We start from the raw sequence: 20470 nt of genomic DNA on the forward strand, positions 1-20470 counted from the left end.
TCAGACCTCTTTCTCGATCGTTGTCAGATTGTCGCGCAGGATCGGGCCGTACTCATATTTACCCGGACAGACATAGGTACAAAGTGCCAGATCCTCTTCGTCGAGCTCGAGACAGCCCAGCTGCATGGCGACCTCGATGTCTCCGACGATCAGCGAACGCAAAAGCTGGGTCGGCAGGATGTCCAGCGGCATGACCTGTTCATAGGAGCCGATCGGCACCATGGCTCGCTCGGAGCCATTGGTATTGGTGTTGGGCCGAAAGGAGGCCGGCCGGGTCAGGCGTGACAGGTAGATGCCGGTAGTAGAATGGCGATCCAATCCCAGAGAGAGCCAGCCGAACAGCGCACGTTTACGGCCCTCGTCGATCAGTGACACCTGCAAGTGATAGCGTCCGAGATAGGCCGTACTGTTCTTTGCAGTGCTGCCACCGAACACCGACCCTGAAATGACGCGAACGTCACGATCGGTTTCGACCTCACCGGTCAGTAGCTCATCAAGGCTTGCACCAAGACGCGTACGAACCAGGCGCGGCTTTTTGGCAGCCGGCCCACCCAGCGCCACGACCCGGCGTGTATCCAGTCGACCTTCCGTGAAGAGCGTGCCGATGGCCATGACATCCTGATAGTTCAGATGCCATACCTGACGGCTGATGCCCACCGGTGACAGATGATGGATATGCGTACCGGCCAGACCAGCAGGATGCGGTCCGGAAAAATGCTGATGACTGATCCCATCCAGCTCGCCGCCGGGAATATCGGCATCGGGCGCGCTGCACAGGTAGACCTGCCCCTGGGTCAGATGCCGAATGACCCTGAGTCCATTCACGAAATCTTCGCGACGCTCCTCGATGACATGTGCCGGATCGGCACTGAGGGGATGGGTATCAATGGCAGTCACGAAAATGTTCAGCGGCTGCTCGGATACTGACGGCACACGGGAAAAGGGACGCTTTCGAATGCCGGTCCAGAGTCCGGAGGCTACCAGCTGATCGACCACTGCCTGACGCTCGAGCGACTCAAGGCGGCCTGCATCATATTGTTCAAAGGCTGGCGCCCGAGAATCGTTGTCTTCTTCAACGCGAATGACTACCGACATGAGACGGCGTCTTTCACCACGATTGATCGCTACCACTTCACCGGCAGCAGGCGCGACATATTGAACGCCTTCGGTTTTCTTGTCAGTGAAAAGTACCTGACCAAGCGATACCCGGTCTCCCTCGCGGACTTCCATGGTTGGCCGCATGCCAATGTAGTCAGGGCCAAGAACAGCCACATGCTTCACCGGTTGACCATTCTCGATGGTCTGGGAAGGTGAACCCGCGATGGGGAGATCCAGGCCTCGTTTGACTTCGATCATAGTCTCGCCCAGTAGTCGAATCTGATGCAGTCATGCAGGGTTTGATAACCGTTTGACGCAAGCTATTGATAGCAACCGTTATTACCGGTGATCCCCTTGGGTGATGATCAATCAGATGAGATGTTTCGGTGATCCGCAAGAGCGGACATGATTTAACACGGTTTAAAAACCAGCCGTATTATAAGGAGCTGGAACATGAAAAACCACATGAGTTACAAGGGATTCAGATCGAGGCAGGGGGTCTCCTGGACCAAAGTCCAGGAGAAAAACGCCGACTTCAGTTTGGCGAAGGAAAGGACGGAAGGCGCGCATGCGCCATGTGCTGTACCAGTCGGATCACCTGAGCACTGTAGCCGAACTCATTGTCATACCACACATACAGCACAATGTTTTTGCCGTCAACAATCGTGGCCTTGCCGTCAACGATGCCACCATGTCGATTCCCTACAAAGTCCGATGATACCACTTCAGGCGAATCAACAAAGTCGATCTGTCGACGCAGCTTCGAATCGATCGACATCTCACGCAGATAGCCGTTCAGGGTATCGCGGTCACAGTCCTTCTCAAGCGTCAGATTGAGAATGGCCATGGAGACGTTGGGAATGGGCACACGAATGGCATTGCCGGTCAACCTGCCCTCAAGTTCGGGCAACGCTCGGGTGACGGCCTTTGCCGCGCCGGTCTCCGTCAGAACCATGTTCATCGGCGCGCTGCGCCCACGACGCTCGGCCTTGTGATAGTTATCGGTCAGATTCTGATCGTTGGTGTAGGCATGCACCGTTTCGACATGACCCCGCTCGATGCCGTAACGATCCGACAGGCATTTCAGTACCGGCACGATAGCGTTGGTGGTACACGACGCTGCAGATAGAATCTGCTCGCTCTCCCCGGCCTCGTGCTCGTTGATGCCATAGACGATATTCTTGATATCGCCCTTGCCCGGCGCGGTAAGCAGCACGCGCGAAACACCCCTTGAGGACAGGTGTTTCGAGAGCCCTTCGCGATCACGCCAGTTGCCGGTGTTATCCACCACAATGGCGTTGTCGATGCCGTAAGCCGTATAGTCGATGCTGTCGGGCGACTCGGCGCGGATGAACTGAATGTAGTTGCCATTGGCAATGATGGCATCATTGTCATGATCCAGCGTGAGCGTACCGGGGAACGGCCCATGAATGGAATCCCGTCGCAGCAGGCTGGCCCGCTTCTCCAGATCCGAGCTGTCGCCGCGCACAACGATGCCACGCAGCCTCAACATCCGTCCGCTACCGGTACGCTCGATCAAAAGCCTTGCTAGCAGGCGTCCGATACGACCGAAGCCATACAGCACAACATCGCGTGGCTGCTCCGACGTTCCCTTGCCCCGCTGTCCGACGATCGGGCCGAGCGTCTGACGCAAAAAGCCCATGACATCATGCTCACCGCTGCGTTTGTAGGCGACGGCCAGCTTGCCGATGTCAATGTGGGCAGGGCCTGGATCAAGCTCGATCAGACGCTTGACCAGAGCAAAGGTATCCCCGACTTCCAGCTCCACGTTTTCAGCGTGTCGGGCATAGCGATGGTGCTTTAGAAGCTGAATGACTGATTGATTGACCATGGAACGACCGTACATCAGCGGTACGACCTGACAGCTGCGATAGAGACGTCCCAGCAGCGGGATCATCTCTTCGGCCAGCGCCTCCTGTGCCTGCCACTGCTGCAGACACGTTTCTTCTTTTGCCATACTCACGTCAGGTTTCCTTGCAGTGATCGAAAACCTGCAGCGCCTGCCCTTGTTTTATGTGATATCCATACTGGTATCGTGGGCGCTCTCTCGGCAGCTGCAATCTTAAGGTGGCGGCATTATCGAAAGAGCGAGGCCTCCCCACAATGATTGTGTGGTCGCAAAAATTGTAGCCGGGCTACACCAAAGCATAAGTTGACAGACGCCTCTGCCCGTATATCGGCTTTTGCAGTGCGTTTCCGGTTTGAAAGCGCATCGTTTGACATCGTTTCTTCGGCACAGTCACGCATGAAAACGAGAAGTCGCCTGCATCTGAATGACAGACATCAGCGCAAACCTTTTTCATATGAACGATACTGTCCGCATTTTTGTATCCGTGCCCACCGATTCAAAGTGAACCATGCCATCGCACAGCAGCACTATCAGCCCCCTTGCGCCCCCGGCACTTGCCCCTGCCCGGGAGAACACACGCTGGCGAGTGCCCGAAGGCAGCGCCGATGCACTGACCATGGCCCGCCTGGCAGGCGCCGAGCAGACGCCTCTGCTTGTGATCACGCCGGATTCGGCAAGCGCACAGCGCATGGCGCTGGCACTGCGCTTTTTCAGTGCGCAGGAAGTTCTGGTCTTTCCGGACTGGGAGACGCTGCCCTACGACAGCTTTTCTCCCCATCAGGACATCGTTTCGGAGCGTTTACGCACCCTGCGTCAGCTGCAGCATCAGTACCGCAGCATTATTCTGGCGCCGGTCAACACGCTCATGCAGCGTCTGCCGCCTACCGACTATGTGGCCGTGCAGGCCCTGCAGCTCGAAACAGGCATGTCGCTGGATCGCCAGCATTTTCGCAGCCAGCTGCATCTTGCCGGCTACCGCGCCGTCGAAACCGTCTACGAGCCCGGCGAATACGCCTTTCGAGGTGCCCTGATCGACCTGTACCCGGTGGGCAGCGAGCATCCGCTGCGTATCGATCTGTTCGATGACGAGATCGACACGCTTCGTCATTTTGACCCGGATACACAGCGCTCAACCGATCGCATCGAGCAGATGGAACTTTTACCGGCGCATGAGTATCCGCTGACACAGGAAGCGATTGCGCGCTTTCGCGAAGGGTTCGAGACGCTGTTTGACGTTGACCCTCGCCACTGCCCGCTGTATCTGGATGCGCTTCAGGGCATCCCGTCTCCAGGGCTTGAGCAGTATCTGCCGCTGTTTTTCGAGCGTACTTCGACACTTTTTGACCATATCGGCGACAGCCTGCGCTGCGCTCTGCTGCCGGGCACCTTCGAAGCCGCTGAAAGCCACTGGCAGTCCATTACCGGACGCTATGAAAATCTGGGCGTTGATCCCACCCGTCCGCTGCTACCGCCCGCCAGGGCCTTTATACCGGTGGCAGAGCTTTTTGGTCAGATCAATCGGTACCCGAGGCTTCAGTGGCGCACCGATGATGAAGGCACACCGGTAGAAGGTAATGCCCTGCCCAACGTTGCCATTGACGGCCGTGCCACCCGCCCGCTGGCCTCGCTGGAACAGTTTCTGGCCGACCATGAGAACCTTCGCATTCTTTTTGTTGCGGAATCACGTGGCAGACAGGAGGCGCTGCATGAAACCCTGGCGCCCTTGAATCTCTCTCTGAAGGATACGGATGGCTGGCAGAACTTTCTCGATGCCGATCAGCGCCATGCCATCGCGGAAGGAGGACTTGAGCGCGGCCTGTGGCTCGAAGATGAAAGACTTCTGATACTGACCGAAACCGAGCTGCACGGCGAGATCGTGCGTCAGAGTCGACGTCAGAGCCGAGCAACGGATGACAACGAGCTGGCCATACGCCACCTTTCCGAGCTTCGGGAAGGCGCTCCGGTGGTCCACCAGGCTCACGGTGTGGGACGCTATCTGGGGCTTGAAACCCTGCATGCCGGCGGCATGCCGGCCGAGTTTCTGACGCTGGAGTATGCCGGCGGCTCACGCCTTTATGTGCCGGTCGACAGCCTGCATCTGATCTCCCGCTACGCCGGTGCCAGCGATGACAGTGCGCCCCTCCACAAGCTGGGCAGCGATCAGTGGGAAAAGGCACGCCGCAAGGCAGCAGAAAAGGTACGCGATACGGCCGCCGAGCTTCTGGATGTCTACGCCCGACGCGAAGCGCGCGAAGGGTTTGCCTGCGAACCGCCGGGGGCCGAATACGCCCGTTTTGCGGCGTCCTTCCCCTTCGAGGAAACGCCCGATCAGCGCATGGCCATCGACGCCGTCATTCATGACATGACCTCCACCCAGCCAATGGATCGAGTGGTGTGCGGCGATGTGGGCTTTGGCAAGACGGAAGTGGCCATGCGTGCCGCCTTTCTGGCCGTGCAGTCCGGCCGGCAGGTGGCCGTGCTGGTGCCCACCACGCTGCTGGCGCAACAGCATTTTGACAACTTCCGGGACCGCTTCGCAGACTCGGCCATCAACATCGATATCCTGTCGCGCTTTCAGGGCGGCAAGCTGCAGTCACAGACGCTGGAACGTCTTGGTGATGGCCGCATCGACATTGTCATCGGCACGCACAAGCTGCTGGGCAAGGAGCTCGAGTTCGCCAATCTGGGGCTGGTCATCGTTGATGAAGAGCACCGCTTCGGCGTTCACCAAAAGGAGAAACTCAAGTCGCTTCGCGCCGAGGTCGACATCCTGACCCTGACGGCCACGCCCATTCCACGAACACTGTCGATGGCCATGAGCGGCATGCGCGATCTCTCCATTATCGCCACGCCGCCGGCACGTCGACTCTCGGTCAAGACCTTTGTACAGCAGCGCAACCAGGCCGTACTCAAGGAGGCCGTCCTGCGCGAGCTGCTGCGCGGTGGCCAGGTCTACTACCTGCACAACGAGGTCAAGTCGATCGAGGCCACGGCTGAAAAGGTGCGCGAGCTGGTACCCGATGCGCGTGTGGGCGTTGCCCACGGTCAGATGGCCGAACGCTCGCTGGAGCGGGCCATGTCGGACTTCTATCACAAGCGCTTCAACGTTTTGGTGTGCTCCACCATCATTGAAACCGGCATCGACGTGCCCAGCGCCAACACCATCATCATCGAGCGTGCCGACAAGTTTGGTCTGGCCCAGCTTCATCAGCTGCGCGGCCGTGTGGGTCGATCACACCACCAGGCCTACGCCTACCTGCTGACGCCGCCACCCAGACAGATCACCACGGATGCGACCAAGCGTCTTGAGGCCATTACTCAGGCCGAGGATCTGGGCGCCGGATTTACCCTGGCCAGTCACGATCTGGAAATCCGCGGTGCCGGTGAACTATTGGGCGAGGAGCAAAGCGGTCAGATCGAAACCATCGGCTACAGCCTTTACATGGAAATGCTCGACCGGGCCGTCAATGCCATTCGAAGCGGCAAAACGCCCAACATAGAGGCGCCCATGTCGGAAGGCGTGGATATCAGTCTCGGGCTGCCGGCACTGATTCCCGATGACTACATGCACGACGTTCAGCAGCGCCTGATCATGTACAAGCGCATCAGTAACGCCAGAAACGATGGCGAGCTGCGTGAACTACAGGTCGAGATGATTGATCGATTCGGCCTGCTACCGGAGCCGGTCAAGCATCTCTTCCGACAGGCGACGCTGCGCTTTCGTGCCGAGCAGCTGGGTATCACGCGGCTGGAGGCCGGCGATCATCGCGGGCGCATACAGTTCAGCGCAGATACCTCGGTGGAACCCATGACGCTGGTTCAGATGATGCAGAAAGCGCCCGATCAATATCGTCTCGATGGCGCCGACACCCTGCGTTTTGAAAAGCCCATGGAATCGGCCGAGACGCGCTTTGCCGCCATCGAGGCCCTGCTGGATCATTTCAACCAGAAGCCCTGAAGACATCGACTCGCAAAAGTGCCTTCAGCAAAACAACAAAAGGCCGGCCTCAATGGCCGGCCTTTTGCTGACCATGTCATCCCTGCGCACTCACATCATTGATTCACTGCAGCACCGGCCGGTCGCTCGGAACGCCTGATCACAGACCGCGCGGGGCAAAGATACCTGGTGCGTTGCGCCAGTAGCCCTTGTAGTCCATGCCGAAGCCAAAGACGTAGCGGTCCTCGACTTCCAGGCCACAATAGTCCGCCTTGAGATCGGAAACGGCCTTGCGATCATGCATTTTCTCGACCAGCACTGCCGAAGAGACGCTGGCCGCACCCGCCTGACGGCAATAGTCCAGGATGGCAGCAAGGGTTGCGCCTTCGTCCAGAATGTCGTCAACGATGACCACGTGACGACCGGCCATGGGAATCTCTGGCGAAACGCGCCAGAACAGTTCGCCCCCCCGCAGACCACCTCGATAGCGCGTGGCATGCAGATAGTCCACTTCCAGCGGAAATCCGAGTCGGGTCAACAGATGTCCGGTCGTGATCAGTCCACCGTTCATCACACAGTAAAAGACCGGCATGCTGTCAGAAAGCGACCGGGTCAACCGCTCGGCCATGTCATCCAGCGCCCTTTCGACCTCAGGCAGATCGATCAGGCAGTCCGCCTCATCCATCAGAACCTTCATGTCGTTGTGATACTGGGCTATCTCGTGGTGACCATCCTGCTTTTCAGCCATCGCCATCTGACTCACTGTTATGTTCGCTATCAAACGGGGCGCGTTGCCCCCTGTCCTTTTCACGGCTCCGACGGTTGTGTGCCGACCCGGAATCCTGAGAGGCGCCATCCTGACGAGAATCTTCCCCGGACTCAAGCGTCTCCTCCTGTGAGGCGCTGTTGAGGCGCACTTCGTCAGGGACATAAATTCTCGAGGCCGGCAGCGCCAGCTCTGCATCATGATCGTAGATGATGTCGCGCACCTTGAGCAGGATACGCTGGCGGGTCTCGTTGTAGCGCTGCCAGTCGGTGACACAACTCAGCGCATAGATCATCAGATTCAACGAGTAGTCACCATACTGACTGAAGGTCACCGTGATCAGCTCATCGCTGTTGATCTCTTCATCCTGATCCAGCATGTCGCGGATATCGGTCGTGATGCCCTCGATGGCGCCGGCATCCTGATAGCGAACGCCAACGTTTTCCCAGATAAGGCGCGCCTGCATGCGCGAGGGTGTTTCGATGGTAATGCGGCTGAACGCAGCATTGGGCACATAAATGGGCGGCCCGGCAAAGGTGCGGATACGGGTCAGGCGCCAGCCGATGTCTTCAACAATGCCCTCAATCTCCCGATCGGGAGAGCGAACCCAGTGCCCGACCTGAAAAGGCTTGTCCAGATGGATGACCATGCCCCCAAAGAAATTGGCCATGAGATCACGCGCGGCGAACCCCACCAGCAAACCACCAGCACCGCCGACGGCCAGAATGCTGGACATATCGACACCCAGCAACTGCATGGCAAGCAGCAGCACGACGATCAAGGTGACCGCACCCGAAATTTTGGTGACGGCCGAAGCCGTGGTCTGATCAACCGGAGTCGACTTCGAATTGCCGGGTGGAAAGACCAGGCGCTGCTCGAGACGCTGCATCAGGCGAATTTCCCCCCAGAAAAGCAGCAACAGGGTGATCATGCCAAACGCTATCGCCATGTAGCGGCTGCCGCCTTCGAACTCGACCTCCTGAGCCAGCAGCGTCAGGATCACGCACAGGGTGCCGCTCCACAGCCAGCCTCTGAACGGGGCTCGAAAGCCATGGACCAGGGCATCGTCCCAGCGTCTGGAACTATTGCTCAACCGTCGCTCCAGACGACGCAGCAACATGACCGAGACGATATCGGCCATCACCGTCAAAAGCGCCAGACCGATGATCATCATGGCCCAGCCCGGCAAACCGGTCATATGGTCCAGCCGGTCGCGCATGTCAGTGAGCAGTTGTTGCCAGAGTGCAGTGGCTTCCATGAAAAAGAGGCTCTTGGGTCCAGATGTGTTTGAGCGTCAGTCAGCCAATCAGGCGTAACCGCTCACGTGTGCGCTGCCAACGAGGTATCGCCATGAGTGTTTCAAGGGTCAGACGCTCACCGCTGAAATAGAGCCTTGCCAGACGCTGACGGCTTTCAGATGGCATCTCATGCGAGGCCAGCACCTTGCGGGCCAGCGCAGCCGCAGCCGGGTCGTTGCACAGCAGCGTCAGATCACAGCCGGCGTCCAGCGCCGCCATGACCCCCTCCCCGGGTCCACCGGCCATGGCGGCCCCTTCCATCGAAAGATCATCAGAAACGATGACGCCCTTGAAGCCGATTGTATGACGCAGATATTCCAGCCAGCGCCGGGAAAATCCGGCCGGTTGATCGTCGACCCGGGTAAAGCGAACATGCGCCGGCATGACACCTGTCAGCCTCTTGGCCAGAGCCCTGAAAGGAATCAGGTCACGGGACTCGAGCATCTCAAGCGTTCGATCATCCTCCGGCATGACCAGGTGCGAGTCGAGCGTAACGCCGCCATGGCCCGGAAAGTGCTTGCCGATACCGGCCATGCCCGCCTCTTCAAGACCTTCAATAAAGGCGCCGCCCAGGACAGTGACATGCTGCGGATCATCGGAGAAGGCGCGGTTGCCGATGGCCGGACAGCGGGCATCATCCAGATCGAGTACGGGCGCAAAGGAAAAATCGACGCCGCAGGCCGCCATTTCCATGGCCAGCAGCCAGCCGGTATCCCGGGCCAGCTGCAGTGCCTCATCAGGGGACTGCAGATAATAACGTCCCAGCCCGGCCATGGGTGGAAGGCTGGTGACGCCCTCGCGGAGGCGCTGAACACGCCCGCCCTCCTGATCAATGCCGATCACAATGTTCGGGCGACACTGTCGAATATCGTCGCACAGCTGCCACATCTGCTCGGGCGACTCGACGTTGCGGGCAAACAGAATGATTCCCCCCACCGCAGGATGGGTCAGCCAGTCTCTTTCCTGACCGCTCAGGTGGGTTCCCTGGATATCGCACATCAGCGGCCCACCGAAGCTATCGGGCATTGAAGTCGTCATGAGTGGGTTCCTGTTCTGGCGTGAGAAGTTACCTGTCCCCGTGAGGGGTAATCCACCATGGCGGCTGCACCAATATCGGCAACCGGCGCTCTCAGAGCGTGCAGTGCTACAGGCTTCAGACGCTGAGCCAGTTCGCGGATTGTGACGCGCTGATGATAGTCATGCGCTGCAATATCACGCAGGGCATTGAGCCCGGAAAGGGTAAAGATGACCGAGCCCAGCATGAAATGCAGCCGCCAGAATCTCTCGTCATCAGGCAGCTCGGGCGTGGCCCGCCTGAGAAGCTCCAGAAAGCGGGAAAAGATATCGCCGTAACGGCTGCGAAGCTCGTCACGAAGATGGCCCTGCGTCTGGGAATAGGCCAGTCCCAGCAGCTTCATGAAGGTTCTCAGGTCATGATTTTCGGACGGCATTTCCAGCACGCTTGCAAAGAGTGTATCCAGTAGCGTCTCAAGACCCGGGGCATCCGCCTCGCCGGCTTCCAGATCATTCAGGCGCCGATGCAGATCCGTGCTGAAAGGATCCAGATACCGGAAAAACACGGCCTGAATCAACGCCTGCTTGGAGCCAAAATGGTAGTTGACAGCGGCCAGGTTGACCTCGGCCCGGCTGGTGATCCGGCGCAGGGACGTCTCGGAAAAACCATGCTCGGCAAACAGGACTTCGGCCGCATCAAGGATTCGGGTCACGGTATCGGATGGCACCATGGAAAATATCAGTTCTCTTTTATGAAAATAAAACGTGCAGTCCTGCCTGAGATGGTAACACCACCGGTCTCTGGCACCTGCATCTGCAGCCTGTCACAGCGCTTGCATTGCTCCAATGACTGGATACAATCCCATACTGTATACATCAACAATGGCCACTGCACATGACACGACCGTTGACCGCACGCCAGCAGGCCGTATTCGACTTCATTGCCAGCACCATCAATGAGCTTGGTTATCCGCCGACGCGTGCCGAAATTGCCGGGGCTCTGGGATTTCGATCCCCCAATGCCGCCGAAGAGCATCTGCGGGCGCTTCGAAAGAAGGGGGTCATCGAGATGATTCCGGGCACGTCGCGCGGCATTCGTCTTGCACACCAGCCGCAGATGGATCAGGAACAGGATAACAGCGCCGGTGGCCTGCCGGTTATCGGTGAAGTGGCCGCTGGAAGTCCAATCCTTGCCGCCGAGCATATCTCGCGCTACTGTCCGATGCCTGCCGACTTTTTCAGTCCCGGGGCGGACTATCTACTGCGGGTTCGCGGCCTGTCGATGCGGGATGCCGGCATTCTGGACGGCGACCTGCTGGCTGTTCATCGCACCCACGATGCCCGCGACGGCCAGATTGTCGTGGCTCGGCTGGGCGATGATGTTACGGTCAAGCGTTTCAAGCGTCAGGGCAGCATCGTCAGCCTGATCGCCGAGAACCCCGACTTTGAGCCCATCAGAATCGATCTGACCCAGCAGAACCTTGATATTGAAGGTGTCGGTGTTGGCGTGATCCGCGGCGGAGATGGAAACGGCCTTTAGGCCTGTTTATACGTGACGGTGTGCCTGCGGGCGCACCTGGCACATTCGCGGCAGCATGAGCCGATCCCGATCCAGCCTGATGCCCGCCTGCTGATAGATATCCATCATTAGACAGCACTCTTCATCGCGCATTCCCATCGGTCGGGCGTCGCCAAAAAGACGCGTCAGATCACGCATGGCCGCCAGCCGCGCCAGGGGACGACGCTGACACTTCTCCAGATCCACCAGCGCCGTGCTGGCCGAGACATCGCTATCCAGTCGAACCAGAACTTCCTTGGGATAGAGATGGCCATGCTTGTAGCCGCTGCGGTGCAGCCTCAGCAGATTGCCCGCCAGCGCGCTGAAAACGACGCTACGCTGGTCGGATTCAAGAGCATCGTCCTTCAGCATCGCCTGCAGGCTTTGATAACCTTCCAGCGCCGCGGTCACCATGACGGCCTGCCACCCCTGACGGCCCTTTCTGGCCTTGAAAAACACCGGTAGCGGCGCGTTGACGCCCAGCCTCTGACAGCGCTTGAGGCCATGCCACTCACGTACCGTTGTGGGTCGCCCCATGGGATAGCGCAGACTGTGAAACAGATGACCGTGCTGAATCTTGACGTAATAGGCCGGCCCCTCTGGGGCCGGCCTGATAAACCGAACGCCGCTCAGACCGCCCTTGCGCTCATTTGGAGGCTCTACCCACTCTCCCGGCGCCTGCCACCAGAAATCAAAATCACCCTGCAAGGTTTGTGACATCTCAGATCGGTTCCGAAATATTCAGGCACAAGCGCCAGAAAGGACGATCCCTGTCGGTGGACAGGGATCGAGAAAAACGGAGATGAGATCAGTGAATGGCAGCAGGCTCAGGCGTATCAGCCTCTTCATCGTCTTCTGTCAGCACGGAGCGGGAAATCAAATGGTCCAGCATCTCGCGAGCCACATCGAAACGGTGATGACGCAATAGCTCAAGCGTCTGGGAGGAAAAACGGATGCTGGCCAGCGGTTCACTGCTCTCATCGCTGTCGGCCGCCCTGAGCACAAACTGCCCATCTTCAAGCTCAACGATTTCAAACACGGCAGCTTCAGTCATGGGCCGGCTCACTGATCGAATGGGCAAACGACATTAACACAATATTAAGGATCTTTGTCGGTGATGTCACGTTCATCAAATACAAGAAGTTACCATTCATAGCTGGTTTCACGAAGTCTGGGCAGCAGAGCGCGGAAGTCCTTGAGACATCGGGCAAGCTCCCGGGAAAGAGATTCGTTCTGGCTGGAGGCGATCATGTTGTCATGCCGACGCAGCCGAGCCGCACCCTCTTCACCATGAAGCCGGTCCGAGAGCGTCAACAGCCGGCCCAGCCAGCTGTCGGGCTGAGCCATGAGCTCTCTGAGAAGCTCGATCTCGGCCACCCTGGCCGGTGGCTGTTCAAGCACTGTACGCCAGTGCATCGGCGGCCAGCGGCAGGTATGCGCAATCTCCTTGATGACGCTTTCCAGCGCCATCTCGATCATCGAAAGCGCACCCTCCTCGAGCGCCCTGCGTCTGGCATCAGCGTGCTCGTCGTCACCGGCCGGCTGTTCCAGCAGCAGCATGGCCTGATACAGCAGCTGATTGGTTCGGCCCTGATGACTCATGATGCCTGTTTTCCGGTCTTTTTAGCGCTGCTGCCCTTGCGATTGTCCTCGACCTGCCAGCGCTTGCCATCCCAGAGCGCCTTCCAGCCGCTTGCCTTGCCGTCCTCTTCGGTCAGCACATACTGACTTTTGGTCTTGCGCGAGAATCTGATCTGGGTCGGACGACCATCCGGATCATGATCCGGCGCTTCCAGAAGGAAGTGATACTTCTCTGGCAGCGCTTCGGCATGCGGACGAATTTCGCTGACCAGCGGCGGTCGCGTTTCACGATTTTTCGGGAACTGACTGGCCGCCAGGAAAAGGCCGCTGGCACCATCACGTAGCACATAGTGGTCTTCGACCTTCTGGCACTGAAGCTCCGGCATCGGCACCGGGTCCATCTTGGGAGGCGCCGGCTCGCCGCTTTTCAGTAGCTTGCGCGTATTCTTGCAGTCATCGTTGGTACAGGCAAAGTACTTGCCGAATCGCCCCGAACGCAGCTGCATTTCCGAGCCGCACTTGTCGCATTCGATGGTCGGGCCTTCATACCCCTTGATGCGAAAATGCCCCTCCTCGATCTCGTAGTAGCCATCGTCATCATTGCTGATATGAATCTTGCGGGTCTCATCGATGAGGTAGCTGTCCATCGCCGTGCCGGTGTCTGGATTACGACGCTTGGCCCGTAGAGCATCGGTTTCGGCGTTTTCGTCGGCATCCGCCGGTACCGCCTCTTCGCCCGGCAGCAGATCGATGGTGGTCTTGCAACGCTCCTTGGGCGGCAGGTTATAGCCCGAGCAGCCCAGAAAGACACCGGTGGAGGCGATACGAATCTGCATGGGTCGACCGCAGGTCGGGCACTCGATACCAGTTTCGACCGGCTGATTCGGGCGCATGCCCTCTTCGCCTTCAGCATGCTCAAGGCGTGCGTGGAAGTCGCCATAAAAGCTGTCCAGCAGTTCGCGCCAGTCGCGCTCACCGTCGGCAACATGGTCAAGCTCGTCTTCCATGCGGGCCGTGAAGCCGTAGTCCAGCAGATCCTGAAAGGACTCGATCAGCCGATCCGTCACGATCTCGCCAAGCTTCTCGGCGTAGAAGCGGCGACTGTCCAGTTTGACGTAGCCACGCTCCTGAATCGTTGAAATGATCGCGGCATAGGTCGATGGCCGTCCGATGCCGCGCTTTTCAAGCTCCTTGACCAGGCTGGCCTCGGTGTAGCGCGCCGTGGGCTTGGTAAAGTGCTGTTTCGGATCAAGCGCCTTGAGCTCGAGATGCTCACCCTTGCCGATATCTGGCAACTGCTGATCTTCTTCCTTTCTGGACGAAGGCTTGAGCACACGGGTATAGCCGTCAAAACGCAGCACCCTGCCCCGAGCGCGCAGTTCAAACCCTTCTACCTCGATGGTCAGCGTGGTCGACAGATATTGTGCCGGCACCATTTGACAGGCGAGGAACTGACGCCAGATCAACTCATAGAGACGTTCGGCGTCACGTTCCATGCTGCCAAGATCATCTGCTCTACGATGAACGTCGGTCGGTCTGATGGCCTCGTGTGCTTCCTGAGCGCCCGCCTTGCTGCTGTAGACATTGGGCGCGTCGGGCAGATAATCGCCACCCATGTTCGATTCGATATAGTCGCGGGCCATGGTGATGGCATCCGCTGACAGATTGGTCGAATCGGTACGCATGTAGGTGATGAAGCCGGCTTCATACAGACGCTGCGCCAGGGTCATGGTCTTTTTGACCGAAAACCCGAGACGCCCGCTGGCAGCCTGCTGCAGGGTCGAGGTAATAAAGGGCGCACCGGGTTTGCTCGAAGTCGGGCGATCCTCGCGCCCGGTAATGATGTAGTCCGCCTTCTCGAGCGGCGCGATCAGTGAGGTGGTCTGCGCCTCACTGGTCGGTCGGAAGGCATCGCCGTGATGTCTGGCGACTTCGAAACGAACACTGTCGCCGCTGCCGGCTTCAAGGTCGGCATGAACGTCCCAGTACTCTTCCGGCGTGAAGGCACGAATCTCGCGCTCACGCTCGACGATCAGCCGCACCGCCACCGACTGCACACGACCGGCCGACAGGCCACGGGCCACCTTGCTCCAGAGCAGCGGCGACACCATGAAGCCCACTACACGGTCAAGAAAACGTCTGGCCTGCTGGGCGTGGACCCGATCCAGCTTGAGCTCACCGGGTGTTTCGAACGCCTGAGCGATGGCATTTTTGGTAATCTCGTTGAACACCACACGACGATAGCGCGAATCGTCACCACCAATGGTTTCACGCAGGTGCCAGGCGATGGCCTCCCCTTCGCGGTCAAGGTCGGTGGCGAGATAGACGGCGTCCGCCTTCTCGGCCAGCTTCTTGAGCTCGTCGACCACCTTTTCCTTGCCGGGCAGAATCTCGTAATTCGCCTGCCAGCCATTGTCAGGATCAACGCCCATACGGCGGATCAGCTGGTCATGACTCTTGCGTTTTTTGTAGGCCGCCTTCTCTTCGGCCGACATCCTGCGCGTGGCAGCGGCCTGTCTGGCACGCTCGGAGGGGTCAGTGGCGCCCTTGCCACTACCACTGGTCGGCAGGTCACGAATGTGGCCCACACTCGATTTCACGATGAAATCGTTGCCGAGGTACTTGTTGATGGTCTTGGCCTTGGCCGGCGACTCGACGATCACCAGTGACTTGCCCATAGATCTCCGTCTCTTTTACCGGTTTGGCCGGCACTGTCATGTCAGAAAAGCAGCGTGCCCGAACGTCCGCTACCCGGACAGATTCAGACACCCTGAAAAATGCGACTACCCTACCCTGGCCTTATCCATGGCGCCACCGGATAAAAACCGATGCGTCATGACATCCGTTTCTCTTCAAGTCCGCATCATCTCACTGCGCTCCGCAAATGCCTCGACATTCTCGAGCGTGTCATCAAGACTTTGGAGCATAGCCGTCGCACCCCAGGGGGTGAAAAAGGTATAGTGAATACATTCAGACACCGCATCAGGAGAATGCTTCATGACGAAAGCGACTGCAGGCCCGATTCGCCGTACAAAGATTGTCGCCACTCTGGGTCCCGCCAGCGACAAGGAAGGCGTACTCGAGGCCATGGTGCACGCAGGCGTTGATGTCGTTCGAATCAACTTCTCCCACGGCAGCCCGGAAGATCATCGCCGTCGCGTGGAGGCCGTGCGCAGGGCGGCCAGCAACCAGAAGCGCAATGTCGCCATTCTGGGCGACCTGCAGGGTCCGAAGATTCGTATCGCCCGTTTCGCCAACGGCTCGGTCGAGCTTGAAAACGGTCAGGACTTTGTTCTGGACGTGAACCTGGGTCGTGACGAGGGCGACCTTCATCAGGTCGGCTGCGACTACAAGGAACTTCCCGACGACGTTCAGACCGGCGATGTTCTGCTGCTCGACGACGGTCGCGTCGTGCTCAAGGTCAAAAATGTTGATAGCGGCCGCATCGAATGCAGCGTCGAAGTTGGGGGCAAACTCTCCAATAACAAGGGCATCAACAAGCAGGGCGGCGGCCTGTCGGCGGCAGCATTGACCGACAAGGATCGCGAGGACATGAAAACCGCCATCGACCTGGAAGTCGATTTTCTGGCGGTGTCCTTCCCGCGCTCCGGGGCCGACATGCAGCTGGCCCGCGACCTGCTGGGCGAGGCCGGTAAAAACATCGCCCTTGTGGCCAAGGTCGAGCGTGCTGAAGCCGTGGCCAACGAAGCCACACTGGATGAAATCATCATTGCCTCCGATGCCGTCATGGTTGCCCGTGGCGACCTGGGCGTTGAAATCGGTGATGCCCAGCTTATCGGCGTTCAAAAGCGCATGATCGCCCGTGCACGTACGCTCAACCGCGCAGTGATCACGGCCACGCAAATGATGGAGTCGATGATCGAATCACCGCTGCCAACGCGTGCCGAGGTGTTTGACGTGGCCAATGCGGTGCTTGATGGCACCGATGCGGTCATGCTCTCGGCCGAAACGGCAGCCGGCAGCTATCCGGTAGAAACCATTGAAGCGATGAACCGTTGCTGCATGGGTGCCGAGCGCGAACGGGCTGCTCAGGAATCCAAGCACCGCATGGCCGATGAGTTCCATCGCATTGATGAAACCGTGGCGCTGTCGGCCATGTATGCCGCCAACCACCTTGAAGGCGTGGCCGCCATTGCCTGCCTGACCGAAACCGGCTACACGCCGCTGATCGCCTCGCGCATCCGCTCCGGTCTGCCCATTGTGGCGTTGTCGTCACACCCGCGGACACTGCGTCGCATGGCGCTCTATCGCGGCGTATTTGCCATCGAGTTCAATACCGATGATATGCCCAATGCCGAGGTCAACCAGCGCGCCGTCTCCGAACTGGAAAAGCGCGCGCTGGCCAATCCGGGCGACTATGTCATCCTCACCCGCGGTGATCACGTCAGCGCCCAGGGCGGCACCAATGCCATGAAAATCGTTCAGGTCGGTGAACACATCGGCTGAGCGCTTCCGGGCACAGGCAGCACGTGATAAAAGGCCTTCGAAAGAAGGCCTTTTTTGATTGCTACAGCAGCGGTTTTATTGCCGCAACGCCGTTTTTATTGCCACAGCACAGTATCAGCATCACGAGACTCGCCCCGGCCATTTTAACGGCACAGCCCCAGTATCCAACCTTCCAGCTGTCGCTCTACAGGGGACAGACGGGACGCGACCGGCAGCGCCCCCTCTACCACCGCGATCATCATCAAAAGCCCCAGCATGGCGTCAAAGGCGTCCTCGCCCTCCGGACGCTTGCCAAACCCGGACTCGAGAGAGGCTCTGGCCGATGTTTCCCACACGACGGGCAGCCCGGTTTCAAGCAGCCGCATGCCGATGTCGATACGATCTGCCTGACGACGCTTGCTCTGACGTGGTGACAGCTCTGCCCCCAAAAGACGAGCCGCCAGCGTCGGCCAGGTCTCACACAGGATGCACTGGTGTGTACCGGCAAGCTCTGCAAGCAAACCATCGAAGGGCCAGAGCGCTGCCCCCTGCGCCATGGCCGGCCTGATCAAGCTCTGCCAACCCGTCTGGGCGGCCTTGCCCACCTGATTGGCCCCCAGCGTCCAGAACAGCGGGCAGGGACGGCGCCCGGGCATGTCGCGTTCGCACGACCGGCGCAGAGCGTCGAAATCATCAACCCCCAGCGCCTGCGTCAGATCCGACTGTCGTATCCCCTTGCAGGTCCGCTGCGGATAAAACGGTCGTGTCAGCGAGATCTCTTCGGGTGTTGAGGCCGTCTCGAAAAATCGCTGCCATTGCGGGGTGTCCAGTGTCGCCATGAAGGCGCGAAAATCGGTGACACCAACCTGCGAAGCCCACCGCTCGGGCACGCCGATCGGGAAGTCGAATCCGGCAAGGGTGGTGCCCTCTCGAGAAGCCATCAGCACGGTGTCACGCCAGCGGTACACATCATCGATACGCGCCGGATCGCCGATCAGCCACCGCCCCTTGATGCGTCGGGCCCGGGCGCACCAGCGCTTTGAAGGTGACAGGCTCCAGTCAGCATGGAGCAGTCGATCAATACGCTCGATCGCCATCAGTCGCTGTAGATGCCTGCTGCTCCGGAGGTAACAAAGGCCCAGCACTCGTGAATGTCTACAGGCAGCGTTCGCCCTTCAGACAGGGGCGGCAGATCATCGAGCGCAAAAAAGTCCGCGGCGTCTGTTTCGTTGTTGGGCACAAATTCGCCGCCGTCATGCGTGCAGACATAGAAGAGCTTGTAGATGTGATCCGGCGAATAGTGGGCATAAGGATGAAGGCTGCGATCCTTGAGCATGGCCAGCCGCGGCTGGCTGGCGCGGTGTCCGGACTCTTCGAAAATTTCCTTCAACACGTTGGTACTGGGCCCTTCGTTGACGTCAGCCCAGCCCCCCGGCAGTGTCCAGAGGCCATCCTTGATTTCCCGAACCAGCAGCACGCGCCCCCGGTCGTCAAAGACGGCACCGCGCACGTCCACCTTGGGGGTTGCGTAGCCGCGATCAGGAATGATCAGGTTTTCGATCTTTTCGATCGGCACATCGCCAAGTACGGCAAACATCTGGTTGGTCAGCGCCTCCAGCTGACGATAGCGCTCCAGCTCGTACTTGTTATCAGTATAGGTCTGCCCGGTCTGCGCGATGGATCGGAGTGCCCTGGCAAAGGCTAACCAGTCATGTGTCATTCGTGTCTCTCGCTTGCCGACGCTTTTGCCGGCAGGGTGGCGCCGGCCGTCATCATGGTCCAGATTGGTGGCTGATAGTCTAGTGGATGACGCACGAGCATGCGTTCATTAACCAGGGAGAGCTCATGAAAGCCATTGCGACACGTGGCGCCAGCGATATCACTGCTTCCGGCGCCTTTGAAGAGATCGAAATCGAGCGCCCCTCTCCAACTGGAGAAGACATCCTGGTACGCATCGAGGCCGTTTCGGTCAATCCAGTGGATACCAAGGTTCGCGCCGGCGCACTGGGCGAACTTGAAGCGCCGACCATTCTGGGCTGGGACGCCACCGGCATCGTCGAGGCCATTGGTGACGGCGTCAGCGGTCTGGCCGTCGGCGAGCGCGTCTATTACTCCGGCGAGGTCAACCGCCCCGGCTGCAACGCCCAGTATCAGCTGATCGACTCCCGCCTGGTGGCGCACGCACCCCGGACGCTGGATGTCGAGGAAATCGCCGGCATGCCGCTGACGGCACTGACGGCCTGGGAAGCCCTCTTTGACAAGCTGCGCCTGGCGCAGGACACCACGGATCACGGTGATCAGACCCTTTTGATCATCAACGGCGCCGGCGGTGTGGGCTCGATCGCCATTCAGATGGCCCGTCAGCTCACCGGTATTCGCGTCATCGCCACCGCCTCGCGTGATCAGTCAGCGCAATGGTGTCGCGAAATGGGCGCCCACGATGTAGTGGATCACCACGATCTCGTTGACGAACTCAAGCGGATCGGTCTCGAGGACGTCGATTACATCTTCAACTGCCACGATATCGGTGTGCACTGGGACAATATGGTTGCCCTGATCAAGCCGCTCGGCGAGATCGTGGCGATCGCCGAGACAAAACAGCAGGTGGATCTCAACGCGCTACAGGGCAAGGCCGCCAGCTTCCACTGGGAGTTCATGTTTGCCCGTCCACTCCACGATGTGCAGCGTGAACTGCAAGGGGCGGCATTGACCACCGTGGCGCGGCTGCTGGATGAAGGCCGACTGCGCAGCACGCTGGGTGAAATCGTCGGACCGCTCAATGTCAAGAATCTGACGCGCGCACACCAGATGCTGGAAGAAGGCCATACCATCGGCAAACTGGTGCTGACCGCCATGGCCGAGGACTGATCGCTTTTGATCGGATAACGACAAGGCGCCGGCT

At 59.1% G+C, this 20470-nt stretch carries 16 protein-coding genes; 4 read left to right on the forward strand and 12 right to left on the reverse strand.

From position 1 onward, the window contains the following. Together BM079_RS01635 and BM079_RS01640 are read right to left on the reverse strand one after the other, a co-directional pair. The gene (locus BM079_RS01635) at positions 1 to 1356 is read right to left on the reverse strand and encodes a Na(+)-translocating NADH-quinone reductase subunit A (RefSeq protein ID WP_090130162.1); all 1356 of its coding nucleotides are present in this window, start codon (positions 1354 to 1356) and stop codon (positions 1 to 3) included. Between the two features lie 277 nt (positions 1357 to 1633). Then, positions 1634 to 3082: a glyceraldehyde-3-phosphate dehydrogenase gene (locus BM079_RS01640; RefSeq protein WP_380059482.1), complete on the reverse strand. Its 1449-nt coding sequence runs from the start codon at positions 3080 to 3082 to the stop codon at positions 1634 to 1636. Between the two features lie 394 nt (positions 3083 to 3476). Between BM079_RS01640 and mfd the strand changes: the two genes are divergently transcribed. After that, entirely contained in the window at positions 3477 to 6926 is a 3450-nt protein-coding gene (gene mfd, locus BM079_RS01645) for a transcription-repair coupling factor (RefSeq protein WP_090130166.1), read from the forward strand. 139 nt (positions 6927 to 7065) lie between these two features. Here mfd and BM079_RS01650 read toward each other — a convergent pair whose 3' ends face one another. The 4 genes from BM079_RS01650 to BM079_RS01665 are packed head-to-tail and all read right to left on the reverse strand — an operon-like array spanning position 7066 to position 10714. After that, positions 7066 to 7653, reverse strand: a complete 588-nt coding sequence (locus BM079_RS01650) for a hypoxanthine-guanine phosphoribosyltransferase (protein ID WP_090130769.1) — start codon at positions 7651 to 7653, stop codon at positions 7066 to 7068. Continuing rightward, positions 7646 to 8929, reverse strand: coding sequence for a mechanosensitive ion channel family protein (locus BM079_RS01655; protein WP_090130168.1), 1284 nt, complete (start codon positions 8927 to 8929; stop codon positions 7646 to 7648). Before BM079_RS01655 ends, BM079_RS01650 begins: the two co-directional genes overlap by 8 nt. A 40-nt stretch (positions 8930 to 8969) precedes the next feature. Continuing rightward, positions 8970 to 10007, reverse strand: coding sequence for a beta-N-acetylhexosaminidase (nagZ, locus tag BM079_RS01660; protein WP_090130170.1), 1038 nt, complete (start codon positions 10005 to 10007; stop codon positions 8970 to 8972). Then, on the reverse strand, positions 10004 to 10714 hold the full coding sequence (locus tag BM079_RS01665) for a TetR/AcrR family transcriptional regulator (RefSeq protein ID WP_090130172.1): 711 nt from the start codon (positions 10712 to 10714) through the stop codon (positions 10004 to 10006). Before BM079_RS01665 ends, nagZ begins: the two co-directional genes overlap by 4 nt. Positions 10715 to 10878: 164 nt before the next feature. On the opposite strand from BM079_RS01665, the gene lexA reads away from it, so the two are divergent. After that, positions 10879 to 11523, forward strand: coding sequence for a transcriptional repressor LexA (lexA, locus tag BM079_RS01670; protein WP_090130174.1), 645 nt, complete (start codon positions 10879 to 10881; stop codon positions 11521 to 11523). A gap of 6 nt (positions 11524 to 11529) precedes the next feature. Here the strand turns inward: lexA and BM079_RS01675 are convergent, their stop codons facing one another. The 4 genes from BM079_RS01675 to topA form a co-directional block, all read right to left on the reverse strand. Further along, on the reverse strand, positions 11530 to 12261 hold the full coding sequence (locus tag BM079_RS01675) for a lipopolysaccharide kinase InaA family protein (protein WP_090130176.1): 732 nt from the start codon (positions 12259 to 12261) through the stop codon (positions 11530 to 11532). Between the two features lie 88 nt (positions 12262 to 12349). Next, positions 12350 to 12595, reverse strand: a complete 246-nt coding sequence (locus BM079_RS01680) for a hypothetical protein (protein WP_090130178.1) — start codon at positions 12593 to 12595, stop codon at positions 12350 to 12352. A gap of 89 nt (positions 12596 to 12684) precedes the next feature. After that, positions 12685 to 13143: a DUF6586 family protein gene (locus BM079_RS01685; RefSeq protein WP_090130183.1), complete on the reverse strand. Its 459-nt coding sequence runs from the start codon at positions 13141 to 13143 to the stop codon at positions 12685 to 12687. Next, a complete protein-coding gene (gene topA, locus BM079_RS01690; protein ID WP_090130185.1) occupies positions 13140 to 15800 on the reverse strand; it encodes a type I DNA topoisomerase in 2661 nt (886 codons plus the stop codon). The genes BM079_RS01685 and topA overlap by 4 nt, the downstream gene beginning before the upstream one ends. Before the next feature lie 319 nt (positions 15801 to 16119). Between topA and pyk the strand changes: the two genes are divergently transcribed. Next, entirely contained in the window at positions 16120 to 17589 is a 1470-nt protein-coding gene (gene pyk / locus BM079_RS01695; protein WP_090130187.1) for a pyruvate kinase, read from the forward strand. Positions 17590 to 17732: 143 nt separating this feature from the next. Here pyk and BM079_RS01700 read toward each other — a convergent pair whose 3' ends face one another. Together BM079_RS01700 and BM079_RS01705 are read right to left on the reverse strand one after the other, a co-directional pair. Continuing rightward, a complete protein-coding gene (locus BM079_RS01700; protein WP_090130190.1) occupies positions 17733 to 18665 on the reverse strand; it encodes a DUF429 domain-containing protein in 933 nt (310 codons plus the stop codon). Further along, the gene (locus BM079_RS01705; protein ID WP_090130192.1) at positions 18665 to 19288 is read right to left on the reverse strand and encodes an NUDIX hydrolase; all 624 of its coding nucleotides are present in this window, start codon (positions 19286 to 19288) and stop codon (positions 18665 to 18667) included. Before BM079_RS01705 ends, BM079_RS01700 begins: the two co-directional genes overlap by 1 nt. A 125-nt stretch (positions 19289 to 19413) precedes the next feature. Between BM079_RS01705 and BM079_RS01710 the strand changes: the two genes are divergently transcribed. After that, positions 19414 to 20436, forward strand: coding sequence for a zinc-binding alcohol dehydrogenase family protein (locus tag BM079_RS01710; protein WP_090130194.1), 1023 nt, complete (start codon positions 19414 to 19416; stop codon positions 20434 to 20436). Positions 20437 to 20470 lie beyond the last annotated feature (34 nt).

It is taken from the genome of Kushneria avicenniae (assembly GCF_900112585.1).
GTDB classification, from domain to species: Bacteria; Pseudomonadota; Gammaproteobacteria; order Pseudomonadales; family Halomonadaceae; genus Kushneria; species Kushneria avicenniae.